The sequence below is a fragment of the Actinoplanes oblitus genome, assembly GCF_030252345.1.
Classification (GTDB): Bacteria; Actinomycetota; Actinomycetes; order Mycobacteriales; family Micromonosporaceae; genus Actinoplanes; species Actinoplanes oblitus.
This window is the reverse complement of sequence record NZ_CP126980.1, coordinates 4,362,457-4,375,808: the sequence shown is the minus strand read 5'-3', so window position 1 is coordinate 4,375,808 and position 13,352 is coordinate 4,362,457. Positions and strand designations below refer to the sequence as shown.

Here is a 13,352-nt window from a genome sequence, read left to right as displayed (position 1 = left end):
GCCGGCACGTCTCCGGCGGCTGCGGCCGCGCCGTTCTCCTCGGCCCGGCACACCGGCCGTGACCCGCGCACCCACCGATCGGACAGGATGTCCGTGGCGCGCGCCGGCGACGGGGTTCTGATCAGCGGCATGAGTCAGCGAAGGATCCCCGGCCGGCTGTCCTGCACGCCGTGCCGCACCGACGGCGTGCCCGTCATGGACGTCTACCCGAAAGATCTCGGCCGCGGCATCAAGCGCCTGTTCGCGTCCGGCAACTGCCCGTCCTGCGGCGACCTGGTCGAGGCGCGCGTCGACACCCTCACGCCGTTCGCCGCGGCCGGATAGCGCGACCGGCACCTGCTCGAGCTGAACCGACCCGGCGCCGAACACCGAACGCCTCGGCCCGCATGAGCTGGCGCACCAGGGGTATCGCACACCCATGCCGACGACGCGGAGCACTGACGCCTTCCCGCACAGTGCCCTGCTGCCCGGCAGCGATGACGAGCTGGTCACCGCGCTCTCCGCGGAGCTGCGGCGCTCGCTCACCGCGTACGATGAAATCCTGCTGGTGGTCAGCGACCGCACCCGGGCCCTGCTCACCGATCCCCCGCACCACCTGCCCGGTCTGCTGCGCTGGGGTGACCCGGCGGCGTTCTACCAGCGGCTCGGGCTGGCCTATGAGAGCTTCCGGCGCTACCTGGCCGAGCAGGCGGACAAGGACCGCCGGGTGCACGTGATCGCCGAGCCGGATCTGTCCGCCGATCCCGGCCACGACGGACCGCCGCTCGGCCGCACCGGCGCCTACCTCGCCTACGAGGCGGTCTGCAACGACACCTACGCCCCGTACGGATCGGCGGTCACCTGCCTCTGGGACAGCCGGCGACACCCGCCCGACGTCCTCGGCGAGGTCTTGGCCACCCACCGCTACCGGCTCACCGCGTCCGGCCGGCAGCCCAGCCCGCGTTTCCGGGCAGCCGGCGACTACCTCGCCGGGCACCGCGCTCCCCTGCCCGCCGCGCCCCGGCACGTCGACCACGACCGGACCCTCACCGAGGTCGCCGAGCTTCGGGACCTGCGCGCGATGCTGAACGCCTGGGCGAGCGAGCGGGGCTTCGCCGCCGAGCCGGCCAGCGACCTGGTGGTCGCCGTGGTCGAGGTGGCCGGCAACGGCCTGCGGCACGCCGCCACCCCGGTCCGGGTCCGGGCCTGGCACCACGGCGGCACGCTGATCGCCCAGTGCGACGACGACGCCGGCCGTCCGGTGCCGGTCACCGCCGGATATCACCCGCCCGGTGTCAGCGACGCCCAGCCCAGCGGCCGCGGGCTGTGGCTGGCCCGGCAACTCGCCGACGCCGTGCTCGTCGACTCGGTGCCCGGCCGTACGTCGGTGCGGTTGTACTTCCCGCACGCCGTCATGCATCGGTGACACCTTCGATGACGGGTCCTGCCGTCCGCCGGTCCGCTGCGCCATACTGACATCGCCGGTGCGGAAGAGGTAAGGGTAGGGGTCGTGATCGTTGACGGGCGCGGGGCCGTCACGTCGCTGTCGCCTCAGGCGGGCCGGGAGGCCGACGCCTCGGTCGCCGGCATCGTCATGCTGCTGATCGAGGACGACCCGGGCGACGCCGTCCTGGTGCGGGAGTACCTCGCCGACGGCGACCTGGACGCCCGTCTCGAGCACGTGGTCACCCTGGCCGCGGCCATGGCCATCGGGTACGAGCCGGAGTGTGTCCTGCTGGACCTGCACCTGCCCGACGGCCGCGGACTGGACGCGTTGCGCCGGGTGCTGCAGTGGTGGCCGCACGCCGCGGTGCTGGTGCTCACCGGGCTCAACGACGCCGCCACCGGCTCCGCGGCGGTTGCCGCCGGCGCCCAGGATTACCTGGTCAAGGATCAGGTCGACGCGGCCCTGCTGGCCCGCACCATCCGCTACGCCGTGCAGCGCAAGCGGGTGCAGACCGCGGAGCGCCGGCTGCGGGACAGCCGGTTGCAGGCCGACGAGAACACCCGGCTGCAGCGTGGCCTGCTGCCCAAGCCGTTGCTGGCCGACACCGCGGTCACCGTGGTCAGCCGCTACCTGCCCGGCCAGCAGCGCTCACTGCTCGGCGGCGACTTCTACGACGTCGTGCAGACCACCGACGGCGTCATCCACGCCATGATCGGCGACGTCTGCGGCAACGGCCCGGACGAGGCGGCGATGGGCGTCGGCCTGCGCTTCGGCTGGCGCACCCTCACCCTGGCCGGCCTGCGCAAAGTCGACCGGATGCGACTGCTGGAACAGGTGCTGGTCGCCGAACGCCCGCACGACGGCATGTTCGCCACCGTCTGCACGGCCGGTATCACCCCGGCCACCGGTGAGGTGGTGCTGCTCAGCGCCGGCCACCCGGCCCCGCTGATCGTCACGCCGGGCGGTGTCCATCCGGCCCCGGTGAGGTATGGTCCCGGCCTCGGCATGGCGCCCGGCCGGGCCCGCTGGCGCGAGACCACCGTCACCGTGCCGGCCGGCGCCGGGCTGCTGCTCTACACCGACGGCGTCATCGAGAGCTTCTGCGAGGACGGCACCCGGCTGGGCGAGGACCGCTTCATCGACCTCGCCGCCAGCCTGAGCAGCATCGCGGATCCCACCGACTACGTCGACACCCTGCTGACCCGGATCCAGACCGACGACGCCGGCCGGCACAACGACGACACCGCTGTGCTGTACCTGCGCTGGCCGTCCTAGATGCCCGCGGGCAGAGGTTCTGCCGGAGAGGCCGGTGACGGAGCGTAAGGTTCGGGGACGGCACGGCGAGTTGGCGCGGGTGCCAGCAGCGCGGGCGAAGGCCGCCCGGTTGTAGTCCGATGCCTAGGAGGCAGACCGGCTCAGCGCGCGGGAACGACCGTACTCGGCCAGGGCGCGAAATGCGGCCTTCGGTGTCCATGAGCCGTCCGGCAGCACTCGCACCATTCCACGCGCGGCCAGGTCGTAGTCGTGCTCAGGATCGCCGGTGCTCGGTAGGTGCCGGTTCGCGAAGGTGTAAACGAATGCCGCCTCCACTCCGCCGGCCTCGTAGTCGCGCAGCAGATCGATGATGTAGCGCGCCTGGCCTTCCTCGTCGCGTTCCAACGCCGCAGTCAGCTTCACGGCACGGCCATGCTCGTCGAAGGTCACCGGCTCGGTCCGGCCCGCCACGTCGGGTGCGCCGCGGAACGTACAGCAGCCGAACTCGGTCACGGCGTACGGCTTGCCCTGCCCCACCGCCGCCGCCAAGGTCTGCGGGAACACCGCGGAGTTGGTCGCGTCGCGGTAGCCGGCGTCACTCGCGATGATGTCGAACGGGGCCCCATCGACGCCCTCGAGCGGGATCGAGGCGTATCCGACCAGGCCACCGAACCGTTCGCGCACCGCGGGCACCGCCTCGGCGAAGAAGTCGCGCACGGCGGCCCGGGCGGCCGGGATCGCCTCCCGCATCCGCATCGGATCGCTGAACAACGCCATCCGCTCCGCCAGGTCCCGGCCGGGCAGGAAACCGTCGGTGAAGATCGAGATCTCCGAACCGGCGAGATACACGACCGAGGCACCGCTGCGCCGCAGCCGTTCGGCCCGCTCGGCGCCATCGAGCACGAACGCCATGAGCCCGTCGCGGTCGAGGCCGTTGGTGAACGGGCAGTACCACACCTCGAGCCCGATCTCGGCCGCGAGCCGCGCGGTCAGCTCCAGCCGGTCCTGGACGCCGCCGGTGATACGGACCGCGTCGCAGTGCAACTCGTCGCGGATGACCCGCAGGTCGTTCCGCACGGTGTCGGGGTCGAACGGCTCGTGGGTGGTGGATCCGGCGCTCACGAAGCCGGTGTCGTAGTTCATGCCGAAGACGCGCATCCCAAAGTCCTCTCTCACTTACGGTACGCCGCGTACCTTATAGGGTACGTCCAGTACCCTACAAGGCATGGGCACGAGACGCCGGGGCGAGGAACTGGAACGGGCGATCCTGCATGCCGCAGCGGACGAACTGCGCGAGTCCGGCTACGCGGGGATGACGATGGACCGGGTCGCCGCCCGCGCCGGGACCAACAAGAACGCCATCTACCGCCGCTGGCCGCATCGGGCGGCTCTCGGCGTCGCGGCGTATCGGCATCTGTCCGACGCCGCCATGCCGAACCCCGACACGGGCACCCTGCGAGGCGACGCACTCGAGATGCTCCGACTGGCCAACCAGACATGGTCGTCGCCACACGGAACAGTTCTGCGCGGTCTGCTCGCCGCCGCGGCCGACGACCCCGAGCTACTCACCCTCATGCGGGAACGGTCCGGCGCGGACACCATGGACCGCGCTTGGCTCGGGATGCTCGAACGGGCCGCAGCCCGCGGCGAGGCGCCGGCGGCGGCCGCCCACCACCGGGTGGCGACGACACCGATGATGCTGCTCCGCGCCGAGTACGCGATGCGCGGTATCCCCTCGGTCCCCGACGAGGTGCTCGTCGAGATCGTCGACGAAGTGTTCCTGCCCCTGGTACGCGGCCGCAGCCCACGCGACAGTCAGCCGAATCGGCACGGCGACTGACGAATCGACCGCACCAAGATCGCGCGCTACCTCCTGCCGCACCCACCGTCCAAGATCAGCGGATCGACACGGAAGGCACCGCCGGCCGGAACACCACACGAATCGACTGCGCGACGAAAGCAAGGCACAGTCCGACCAGAACGAGCCCACCGATGGCCGGCGCCATTCCGGCGGCGAACGCGGCGGTGGCGACGCCGTAGACAACCAGGTTCGAGACGATCACCACCTGGTTCGCCCAAGCCCACAGCGGTACCGCGTCGACCCCGCCGGCCTGCGCCGACCGGTCGAGCAGGCCACGCAAAACCCCGTTGAGCAGGCCGTATGTCAGCCCGGCACCGAAGAATCCGGCATAGGCGCCGACGTCACCGCCGAATACCCATGCCGCTATGGACACCAGGTATCCACCGGACAGCCACGGCAGCAACTGTTCGCGATCGGCGACGTACCGACGCAGGAAAAGCGTCGCCAGTCCGCCGAGTCCATAGCAGGACAGCGCGTACCCGAATAGCCGTGTATCGAAGTGGTGGATGAGGGCGAATACCGGTAGCTCCACAGCATTGACCGCGGCACCGATCAGGCTCAACCAGGTCCAGGCGGTCAGCGCCTGAGCACGCGAGCCGGTCAGCCCCGGCGGACGACCGAACAGCCCACGCAGCGTGAACATGGACGGAGGCTCATCCGGCCTGGAGGGTCCGCTCGCCGGCCGCCAGGCTGGACCGGTCCGCAAGATGGCAAGGCCCAGAAGGAAGCTGGCCGCGTCGATGACGACGAGCCAGTGCAAGCCGAATGCGATCGCGATGACGCCTCCGACCGCCGGCGAGAGGGCCAGGGTGACAGAGCCTATGGCACCGAGCGAGATATAGATCGCCGAACGGTCCTGGGATGGCACCCACTCCCCGACAAGCGCCATGTAGAGAGGGTTCGCGATACCGCGCAGCAACGCCGACAGTGCGAAAAAGACCAGCACGTAGGGCAACGGCGTACCGATGACGAGCGAAAGGCTCAGCACCGCGAGCCCGATCTGGGTCAGGTAATAGACGCGCGGCCGCAGGCTCGGCGGGATCCGCTCGACGACGGCGCGGACGAATAGCAAACTCGGCAGACTCTGGGTGACGAAGGCAGCAGCGGTTGCGGCCGATCCGTAGTGAGACTGCACATGCTGAGCGAGGCCGGTGAAGGTGAGCCAGTTACCGACCTGGGAGACGAACGAGGCCGACAACAGACGGCGAGGGGGCGACAAGACCGTACTCATTGGTAGTGAACGATACGACCACTGGCCCGAGGAGGCTCGGTCGGCCGACAGGCAGAAACCAGCGTGGCGGCCGGCGCCAGAAGACGCCAGCCGCCACGAACACCTACGGTCAGATGCCCGGCCGCTCGACGTCGCCGCGCCAAGCGCCGGTGGCGCTGCCCCGGCTCTCCACGAACTCCTTGAACCGCTTGGCGTCCGCCTTGACCTGGTGGCTGTCCACGCCGACCGCACTGCCGACCTTCTCGACGAAGCCCTCCGGCTCCCAGTCGAGCTGGATGGTCACCCGGGTCTCGCTGTCGCTGAGCCGGTGGAACGTCACGACACCGGCGTGCTTGGTCTCCCCGCCGGTGCTCTTCCACGCGACCCGCTCGTCCGGGTGCTGCTCGGTGATCTCCGCGTCGAACTCCCGGGTCTGCCCGGCGACCTTGGTCACCCAGTGGGTGTGCGTGTCGTCGGTCTGGGTGATCGACTCGACGCCATCCATGAACTGCGGAAAGTCCTCGAACTGGGTCCACTGGTTGTAGGCCGTACCGATCGGCACGTTCACGTCAACGGACTCGGTCACGGTGCTCACGATCTTCTCCTTCGTTCAGGGTGCTCCTGAACTACCCGCCCGCGGGCCTCCCAAACAGGTTGCGTCGATTCGTGCGTCGATTTCGAGCAAAACCCGATTCGGGTACGCCCGGAGCAGCCGTCCCCGCCTCGACGCCGCCCACCGGCACCTCGACCGTCGTGGTGACCCGCACCAGCGCCGGACCGCGGGGCGCCGACCCGAAGCCGAACCGCACCGGCGGATCGATCTCACTGAGCCGCCCGAGCTCCACCCCGCACCACTCGCCGGTCACCGTCAGGATCCGGTGCGAGTCCCGCGCCGCGTACCACTCACGCCGGCCGTTGCCGGCGCTGCCGTACGTCCGGACTCCCCGCACCAACCGCGCCGGCCGGTCGATCAGCCGTACCCACGGCAGCCACCGCGCCAGCGGCGGCGGCACCGCCCGCAGCAACCAGCCGAGCCCGCCGCGGCCGCCGGTCTCGAACCGCAGCGTGAGCGGCCCGGCCGTGACCGTCCACGCTGCCCCGCGGCGGGTCACCGAGACCGGAACCACCTGGACCTGTTCGAAGGTGTACGTGCCGGCGACGAACCGGCCCACCCGCTCCGTGGGCGCGAGCAGCACCCGCCGCCCGTCCGGGTGTTCCACCATGACGTCGCTGAACGGCCCGAACGGCGACGCCGGCCAGTGACCCACCACCAGCCGGATCCCGCCGGTCGTCCCCAGCCCGGCTATCCACCCGTCGAAACGCAGCCGCATCCGTCGCACGCTCAGAGTGTTGCCCCGCTGCGCCCGGAACACTCCGCCGCGACGGCTTTCACCGTGGGCGCCAGCGCCTCGGCGATCACCGCGTAACCGGCGCTGGACGGGTGGAACCAGTCGTTGCTGAACAGGCTCGGGTCCCGCGCGAAACCGGCCACGGACGTCCTCCCGATGTCCGCCACCCGCGCCCCGGCGTCCAGCGCCGCCCGGCAGATGTTTCCGGTGGCCACGTCCGTCGGCGGGCGGTCCCGGCGAGGGTTGGTTAGGGTCGCTGGAGACCCTTGGCGCCGACGACGAGGATGGCGATGGCCCGGACCGATGACGACGTCGCGCTCGCCGCAGCGCTCGACCCGCTGATCCTCGCGCTGGACATCGGTTCCACCGCCACCCGCGGCGGGGTGTACGACGCGTCCGGCCGGCCGGTCCACGGCCTGCAGCACAAGGTGCCGCACGCGTTCACTGTCGCGCCCGACGGCACCTCGGTCATCGATCCCGACCAGGTCACCGCGGAGGTCCAACAGGTTCTCGACGCGGTGGCCGGCGACACCCGGCTGGGCACCCGCATCGCCGGCGTCGCGATGGACACCTTCGCCGCCTCGCTGATCGCCGTCGACGCGGGCGGCCGGGCGCTCACCCCCTGCCTGACCTACGCCGACTCCCGCAGCGCCGGTGCGGTCACCCGGCTGCGCGCGGAGCTCGACGAGCACGCGGTGCAGCAGCGCACCGGCACCCGGCTGCACACCAGCTACCACGCCCCGCGCCTGCGCTGGCTCGCGACCGCGCGGCCGGACGCCGTCGCCGGCGCGGCGGCCTGGTGGTCCCTCGGCGAGTACGTCCTGGCCCGGCTGGTCGGGGAACCGCTCGCCGGGACGTCGACGGTGGCCTGGACCGGCCTGCTCGACCGCCGCACCGGCGAGTTCGACGCCGAGCTGCTCGCGGCCGCGGGCGCCGGCGCGGCGCAGTTCTCGCCACCCCGGGACATGTCCGATCCGGCCCACCCGGCCGCCCCGGCGCGCTGGCCGGCCCTCGCCCGGGCCGCGTGGTTCCCGGTGATCACCGACGGATTCGCCAGCAACATCGGGTCGGGGGCCACCGACGCCACGGTGCTCACCGCGGCGACCGCCACCAGCGGCGCGCTGCGGGTGCTGCTCGACGGCCCGGCCGACCCGCTGCCGTTCGGCCTGTGGAACTACCGGGTGGACGCGGGACGCACGCTGCTCGGCGGGGCGATCAACGACGTCGGTCGCGCCGTCAGCTGGGCGCAGGCCACCTTGCGCCTGAGCCCGGAGCTCGCCGAGATTCTCACGGCACCGCCCGGCGAGGCCACGCCGCTGGTGCTGCCCTACCTGACCGGGGAACGCGCACCCGGCTGGGTGGGCGGGGCCCGTGCCGTGTTCGGCGGGGTGTCGGCCGCCACCGACGCCGACGCGCTGTTCCGCGGGATCGTCGAGGGGGTGGCGATGACGTACGCCCGGGTCGCCGACGAGCTGCACCCGGCCGCTCCGCGGGTCGTCGAGGTCGCCGCGGCCGGCCGGGTGAGCAACGACCAGCCCGAGTGGCTCCAGGTCCTCGCCGACGTGCTCGGGCGGCCCGTCACGCACGTGACCCGGCGGCGCGCCACGCAACGCGGCACCGCCCTGCTGGCGCTCGACGTGCTGGCACCCGGCGTCCCGCGAGCACCGCGGGCCACCGGAGCGACGTACGAGCCGCGGCCCGCGCACGCCGAGTACTACGCGGACCGTCGCGCCCGGTTCGCCGAGGTGTACGACGCGCTGGTGCGCGAGCGGGCATCCGGCACGCCGGGTCCACAGTAGTCGGGCGGACGGCCCATTGACTTGAACGGATCGAGCATCGAAGCTCCGTAGCGATGGGAACGCTCCCACCATCGATGCGATCAGGAGTCCGATGTGACCTTGTCACTACCCCTGCGGCGGGCAGCCACCGCCGTAGCCGCCTGCGCGGTGGCCCTGGCGGTCGGCGCGTCGCCGGCGGCCGCCGTCATCCCGGACGGCACCCGGTTCTACACCCCGAAGCCGGATCCCGGCGCCCTGCAGCAGATCGCCGCGCTCAAGGCCGCCGGTCAGTGGCGGCTGGCGCACCAGATCCACACCATGGTCGAGACACCGCAGGCGGTGTGGGTCACCGGCGGCTCCGGCCGTTCGCTGACCCAGTCGATCAGGACCGAGACGCGGCGGGCGGCGGCGCGGAAGGCCATGCCGGTCTTCGTCGCTTACAACATCCCGTTCCGCGACTGCTCGCAGTACTCGGCCGGGGGCGCCGCCTCGGTCGCCGCGTACAAGGCCTGGATCGACGCCTTCGCGGCCGGCATCGGCGGGCAGCGCGCCGCCGTCATGGTCGAGCCGGACGGTTTGGGCATCATCCCCTGGTACACCACCATCAACGGCAGCCAGGAGTGGTGCAAGCCGGCCGAGGCGGACGCCGCCACCGCCGCCGCCGACCGGTTCGCGATGCTCAACTACGCGGTGGACCGGCTGGGCAAGCTGCCCCGCACCAGCGTCTACCTCGACGGCACGCACAGCGCCTGGCTCGGCGTCGGTGACATCGCCGACCGCCTGGTCAAAGCGGGTGTCCGCAAGGCCGACGGCTTCTTCCTCAACGTGTCCAACTACGAGACGACCGAGCGGCAGCTGAAGTTCGGCGACTGGATCTCGAAGTGCGTCTACTACGGCACCCAGGGACCGGCCGAGGCCCGGGGCCACTTCGAGCAGTGCGCCAGCCAGTACTACCCGGCCAGCCCGGGCGACTTCAGCACCTGGCCGCTGAGCGACGCCTGGTACGACACCAACGTCGGTGACGTCTCGCCGCGCCGGCTCGCCCACTTCGTCGTCGACACCAGCCGCAACGGGCAGGGACCGTGGACCGCGCCGGCCGGGGTCACCTGGCCCGACCCGCAGACCTGGTGCAACCCGCCGGGCCGCGGACTGGGCCTGCGCCCGACCACCCGGACCGGCGACCCGCTGGCCGACGCCTTCCTGTGGATCAAGACGCCCGGCCAGTCCGACGGCCAGTGCGACCGGGGCACCGGCACCGGCCTCGACCCGGCCCGCGGCAACACCGCCGACCCGGCGGCCGGCGCCTGGTTCCCGCAGCAGGCCGAGGAACTCGTCACGCTGGCGAACCCGCCGCTGCGCTGATCGGCACTCCCGGTGCGCCACCCCGTACGCGCGGGTGGCGCACCGGGAGCACGGTCAGAGGACCAGGTCGTCGTCCTCGTTGAAGATCCAGCCGTCCTCGTACAGCACCTCGAACAGGTGGCCGTCCGGGTCGGTGAAATAGCCGCTGTGGCCCCACGCGTTCGGGCCCGCCGGGTGGGTCACCGTGGCGCCCAGCTCCGCGGCCCGGGCCATCACCCGGTACACCTCCTCGGCGCTGCGAGCCACGTACGCCAGCGCGAAGCCGGCGAAGCCACCCGGCCCCCGGTCGGGCAGACCGGCGTCAGCGGCGAACGCCTCCCGGGACTGGAAGGCGACCGCTACCCCACCCAGCTCGAAGAGCGCGAACTCGGCCGATCCCGCCTTGGCCCGCTGCCAGCCCAGCGCCTCGTAGAACGCCACCGACGCCGCCACGTCGCGCACGCCGAGCAGGATCAGATTCAGACGTTGCCGCACCGCGGAACTCCTCACACGCCGGGACACCGAGCTCGGACATGGCCAGGACCTCGCCGCTCGGGCTGACGAGGACCTGGTGGCGCAGCGACGCCGCGAGTGGATCGCGCAGCCGTCCCGGAAGGCCGCCCGGGGTTCTCAGCCGCCGACACCCTATCGGTCGCGGCATTGCCGACGACGCACCCCGGACCCGCCCCAGCCCGTCAAGATCAGTCCCGGCTGGCCGTGGCGGTGGTCTCCCGGCTCGTGAGACCACCCTGAGCACCAGCCCCAACCCTGGCTGGCCGTGACGATAGTGTCCCGAGTCCCGAGATCACCGTGAGCGGCGAAGTGCAGACCCACCTGCCCCCGCGGCCGTCAACACGGCTGACCCCGGTCGGGACGTGCCGGGGAGCTGCGCGGCCGAGCCGTTCACCCACCGTTCGCTTGCTTCGATCGAGTACCTCAGCGATCATTGAGTCAATGAACGCTGAAACTTCGTCGCTGCAGGCGCGGGCCCGGGTGCACGCCGCTCTCGGCGACCCCGCCCGCCTCGCCATCGTCGACGCGCTCACCCTCGGCGACGCCTCCCCCGGCGAGATCGCCGCCGATCTCGGCATGCCGACCAACCTGGTCGCCCATCATGTGAAGGTGCTGCAGGACGCCGGCCTGCTGGTCCGGACCCGATCCGAAGGCGACCGCCGCCGCACCTACCTGCGTCTGGTCCCCGGCGTGCTGTCCACGCTGACCGCGCCCCGCCTCGACAGCGCCGACCGGGTGGTGTTCGTCTGCACCCACAACTCCGCCCGCTCGCAACTGGCCGCCGCCCTGTGGCGCGACCGCGTCGGCGGCGCCGTCGCCTCCGCCGGCACCGCACCCGCCCAACGGGTCCACCCGCGTGCGGTCCGGGTCGCCCACGAGCACGGCCTGGCCCTGGACCCCACCGGCACCCACCACGTCGGCGACGTCGTGCACGACGGGGACCTGGTCATCGCCGTCTGCGACAACGCTCATGAAGACCTCACCGGACCGGTCCGGCCCCGCTTGCACTGGTCGGTGCCCGATCCCGCCCGTGTCGACACCGACGAGGCGTTCGAGGCCGCCTACACCGACCTCGCCGACCGCATCGACCGGATCGCCCCCGCCCTCACTGCGGGCGGCGACCATGGCTGACCTGAGCCACCCCGCTGCCACCTCCTGACCAGCGCCACCTCACAGGCGCCAAGCCCATCCACGATCCCGGAGTCACCACGTCATGCACCAGATCACCCTGTGGCGGCGGCTGCTCGCCGAGTTCCTCGGCACCGCGCTGCTGGTCACCGCCGTCGTCGGCTCCGGCATCATGGCCACCACCCTGTCCCCGGACGACGTCGGCCTGCAGCTGCTCGAGAACTCGGTCGCGACCGCGTTCGCGCTCGGCGCGCTGATCCTCACCTTCGGACCGGTCTCCGGCGCCCACTTCAACCCCGTCGTGTCGGCCGCCGACTGGTTCCTGGGCCGCCGCTCCGGCGCCGGCCTCACGCTCAAGGATCTGGGCGGGTACGCGGTCGCGCAGACGCTCGGGGCGATCGCCGGCTCGGTGCTGGCGAACCTGATGTTCGACCTCGCACCCGTCACCTTCTCGACCAAGGACCGCGCCGCCGGCAACCTCTGGCTCGGCGAGATCGTCGCCGTCGTCGGTCTGCTCCTGCTCATCTTCGCCCTCGGCCGCTCCGGCCGGGCCTCGGCGGCCCCGGCCGCGGTCGGCGCCTACATCGGCGCCGCCTACTGGTTCACCTCGTCGACCAGCTTCGCGAACCCGGCCGTCACCATCGGCCGGGCCTTCACCGACACGTTCGCCGGCATCGCCCCCGCCTCCGTGCCCGGATTCGTCATCGCCCAGCTAGCCGGCCTGCTCATCGGCGTCGGCGTGCTGCTCGCCCTGTATCCCACCGCCGGCCGGACCGCCGACCAAGTCGTCGTCGAGCCCAGCCACACCGTCTGACCCCGTCGCCGGCAGCACCAACCCTCGAGGAAGACAGCAACCCATGAGCGACACCAAGCCCACCGTCCTGTTCGTCTGCGTCCACAACGCCGGCCGCTCCCAGATGGCCGCCGGCTGGCTACGCCACCTCGCCGGCGACCAGGTCGAGGTCCGTTCCGCCGGCTCCGCCCCCGCCGAGACCATCAACCCGTCCGCCGTCGAGGCGATGAAGGAGGCCGGCATCGACATCACCGATCAGACCCCGACGAAACTCACCTGGGACGCCGCACAGGAATCCGACGTCATCATCACCATGGGCTGCGGGGACGCCTGCCCGGTCTTCCCCGGCAAACGCTACGAGGACTGGAAACTCGAAGACCCGGCCGGCAAGGGCGTCGACGCCGTCCGCCCGATCCGCGACGAGATCAAGTCCCGCGTCGAGGTCCTGCTCGCCGACCTGCTCCCGGCCCGGTGAGTGGAGCAGGTCCAGCACACGGCACGCCGACAACGCCACGAAACCACGCGTAAGAGCCGGAACCATCGCTCAGGTGACGCTTATCGTCGCCCTTCACCAGAAGTGTGACGGACAACGATAATTGTCACCTTGAACGCTCGATGGCGCATCGCCAGCCATCTTGGGGCCGGGGCCACCAGTCACTGTTGACGCCGCGGCCCGCACGTTCAGGGCTCCGCTACTAC

General features: G+C 71.7%; 15 protein-coding genes. 9 read left to right on the top strand and 6 right to left on the bottom strand.

Features of this window, described 5'->3' with window-relative positions:
- Positions 1 to 129: 129 nt before the first annotated feature.
- The 3 genes from Actob_RS19600 to Actob_RS19590 all read left to right on the top strand — a co-directional run bounded on the left by Actob_RS19600 (position 130) and on the right by Actob_RS19590 (position 2,701).
- On the top strand, positions 130 to 324 hold the full coding sequence (locus tag Actob_RS19600; protein WP_284921726.1) for a hypothetical protein: 195 nt from the start codon (positions 130 to 132) through the stop codon (positions 322 to 324).
- A 94-nt stretch (positions 325 to 418) separates the two neighbouring features.
- Positions 419 to 1,405, top strand: a complete 987-nt coding sequence (locus Actob_RS19595; protein ID WP_284921725.1) for a sensor histidine kinase — start codon at positions 419 to 421, stop codon at positions 1,403 to 1,405.
- 84 nt (positions 1,406 to 1,489) lie between these two features.
- Positions 1,490 to 2,701 carry a PP2C family protein-serine/threonine phosphatase gene (locus Actob_RS19590; protein WP_284921724.1) on the top strand — a complete coding sequence of 404 codons (1,212 nt, stop codon included), beginning with the start codon at positions 1,490 to 1,492 and terminating at the stop codon, positions 2,699 to 2,701.
- A gap of 123 nt (positions 2,702 to 2,824) precedes the next feature.
- Here the strand turns inward: Actob_RS19590 and Actob_RS19585 are convergent, their stop codons facing one another.
- Positions 2,825 to 3,838 carry a hypothetical protein gene (locus Actob_RS19585; RefSeq protein ID WP_284921723.1) on the bottom strand — a complete coding sequence of 338 codons (1,014 nt, stop codon included), beginning with the start codon at positions 3,836 to 3,838 and terminating at the stop codon, positions 2,825 to 2,827.
- A 67-nt stretch (positions 3,839 to 3,905) separates the two neighbouring features.
- On the opposite strand from Actob_RS19585, the gene Actob_RS19580 reads away from it, so the two are divergent.
- The gene (locus tag Actob_RS19580) at positions 3,906 to 4,520 is read left to right on the top strand and encodes a TetR/AcrR family transcriptional regulator (RefSeq protein ID WP_284921721.1); all 615 of its coding nucleotides are present in this window, start codon (positions 3,906 to 3,908) and stop codon (positions 4,518 to 4,520) included.
- A gap of 55 nt (positions 4,521 to 4,575) precedes the next feature.
- Here the strand turns inward: Actob_RS19580 and Actob_RS19575 are convergent, their stop codons facing one another.
- The 4 genes from Actob_RS19575 to Actob_RS19560 all read right to left on the bottom strand — a co-directional run bounded on the left by Actob_RS19575 (position 4,576) and on the right by Actob_RS19560 (position 7,315).
- A complete protein-coding gene (locus tag Actob_RS19575) occupies positions 4,576 to 5,772 on the bottom strand; it encodes an MFS transporter (RefSeq protein WP_284921720.1) in 1,197 nt (398 codons plus the stop codon).
- Between the two features lie 109 nt (positions 5,773 to 5,881).
- Positions 5,882 to 6,346 carry an SRPBCC family protein gene (locus Actob_RS19570; RefSeq protein WP_284921719.1) on the bottom strand — a complete coding sequence of 155 codons (465 nt, stop codon included), beginning with the start codon at positions 6,344 to 6,346 and terminating at the stop codon, positions 5,882 to 5,884.
- A 31-nt stretch (positions 6,347 to 6,377) separates the two neighbouring features.
- The gene (locus Actob_RS19565) at positions 6,378 to 7,082 is read right to left on the bottom strand and encodes a hypothetical protein (RefSeq protein ID WP_284921717.1); all 705 of its coding nucleotides are present in this window, start codon (positions 7,080 to 7,082) and stop codon (positions 6,378 to 6,380) included.
- Between the two features lie 11 nt (positions 7,083 to 7,093).
- The gene (locus Actob_RS19560; RefSeq protein ID WP_284921715.1) at positions 7,094 to 7,315 is read right to left on the bottom strand and encodes an SGNH/GDSL hydrolase family protein; all 222 of its coding nucleotides are present in this window, start codon (positions 7,313 to 7,315) and stop codon (positions 7,094 to 7,096) included.
- A 75-nt stretch (positions 7,316 to 7,390) separates the two neighbouring features.
- Here Actob_RS19560 and Actob_RS19555 point away from each other — a divergent pair, with 75 nt between their 5' ends.
- Both Actob_RS19555 and Actob_RS19550 read left to right on the top strand, forming a co-directional pair.
- On the top strand, positions 7,391 to 8,899 hold the full coding sequence (locus tag Actob_RS19555) for a gluconokinase (RefSeq protein WP_284921713.1): 1,509 nt from the start codon (positions 7,391 to 7,393) through the stop codon (positions 8,897 to 8,899).
- 93 nt (positions 8,900 to 8,992) lie between these two features.
- On the top strand, positions 8,993 to 10,240 hold the full coding sequence (locus Actob_RS19550; protein WP_284921712.1) for a glycoside hydrolase family 6 protein: 1,248 nt from the start codon (positions 8,993 to 8,995) through the stop codon (positions 10,238 to 10,240).
- 54 nt (positions 10,241 to 10,294) lie between these two features.
- On the opposite strand, the gene Actob_RS19545 is transcribed toward Actob_RS19550, so the two are convergent.
- Positions 10,295 to 10,714 (bottom strand): VOC family protein, encoded by a 420-nt coding sequence (locus Actob_RS19545; protein WP_284921711.1) that lies wholly within the window; start codon positions 10,712 to 10,714, stop codon positions 10,295 to 10,297.
- Between the two features lie 459 nt (positions 10,715 to 11,173).
- Between Actob_RS19545 and Actob_RS19540 the strand changes: the two genes are divergently transcribed.
- The 3 genes from Actob_RS19540 (at position 11,174) to Actob_RS19530 (ending at position 13,128) form a co-directional block, all read left to right on the top strand.
- A complete protein-coding gene (locus Actob_RS19540; RefSeq protein WP_284921710.1) occupies positions 11,174 to 11,863 on the top strand; it encodes an arsenate reductase/protein-tyrosine-phosphatase family protein in 690 nt (229 codons plus the stop codon).
- Between the two features lie 82 nt (positions 11,864 to 11,945).
- Entirely contained in the window at positions 11,946 to 12,674 is a 729-nt protein-coding gene (locus Actob_RS19535) for an aquaporin (protein WP_284921709.1), read from the top strand.
- A 43-nt stretch (positions 12,675 to 12,717) separates the two neighbouring features.
- Positions 12,718 to 13,128: an arsenate reductase ArsC gene (locus tag Actob_RS19530; protein ID WP_284921708.1), complete on the top strand. Its 411-nt coding sequence runs from the start codon at positions 12,718 to 12,720 to the stop codon at positions 13,126 to 13,128.
- Positions 13,129 to 13,352: the final 224 nt, after the last annotated feature.

What these genes read in the sequence shown, in the direction of transcription:
- Actob_RS19600 (WP_284921726.1), top strand. Translation starts at nt 130, where the DNA reads ATGAGTCAGCGAAGGATCCCCGGCCGGCTGTCCTGCACGCCGTGCCGC.
- Actob_RS19595 (WP_284921725.1), top strand. Translation starts at nt 419, where the DNA reads ATGCCGACGACGCGGAGCACTGACGCCTTCCCGCACAGTGCCCTGCTG.
- Actob_RS19585 (WP_284921723.1), bottom strand. Translation starts at nt 3,838, where the DNA reads ATGCGCGTCTTCGGCATGAACTACGACACCGGCTTCGTGAGCGCCGGA.
- Actob_RS19580 (WP_284921721.1), top strand. Translation starts at nt 3,906, where the DNA reads ATGGGCACGAGACGCCGGGGCGAGGAACTGGAACGGGCGATCCTGCAT.
- Actob_RS19575 (WP_284921720.1), bottom strand. Translation starts at nt 5,772, where the DNA reads ATGAGTACGGTCTTGTCGCCCCCTCGCCGTCTGTTGTCGGCCTCGTTC.
- Actob_RS19565 (WP_284921717.1), bottom strand. Translation starts at nt 7,082, where the DNA reads ATGCGGCTGCGTTTCGACGGGTGGATAGCCGGGCTGGGGACGACCGGC.
- Actob_RS19555 (WP_284921713.1), top strand. Translation starts at nt 7,391, where the DNA reads ATGGCCCGGACCGATGACGACGTCGCGCTCGCCGCAGCGCTCGACCCG.
- Actob_RS19540 (WP_284921710.1), top strand. Translation starts at nt 11,174, where the DNA reads ATGAACGCTGAAACTTCGTCGCTGCAGGCGCGGGCCCGGGTGCACGCC.
- Actob_RS19535 (WP_284921709.1), top strand. Translation starts at nt 11,946, where the DNA reads ATGCACCAGATCACCCTGTGGCGGCGGCTGCTCGCCGAGTTCCTCGGC.
- Actob_RS19530 (WP_284921708.1), top strand. Translation starts at nt 12,718, where the DNA reads ATGAGCGACACCAAGCCCACCGTCCTGTTCGTCTGCGTCCACAACGCC.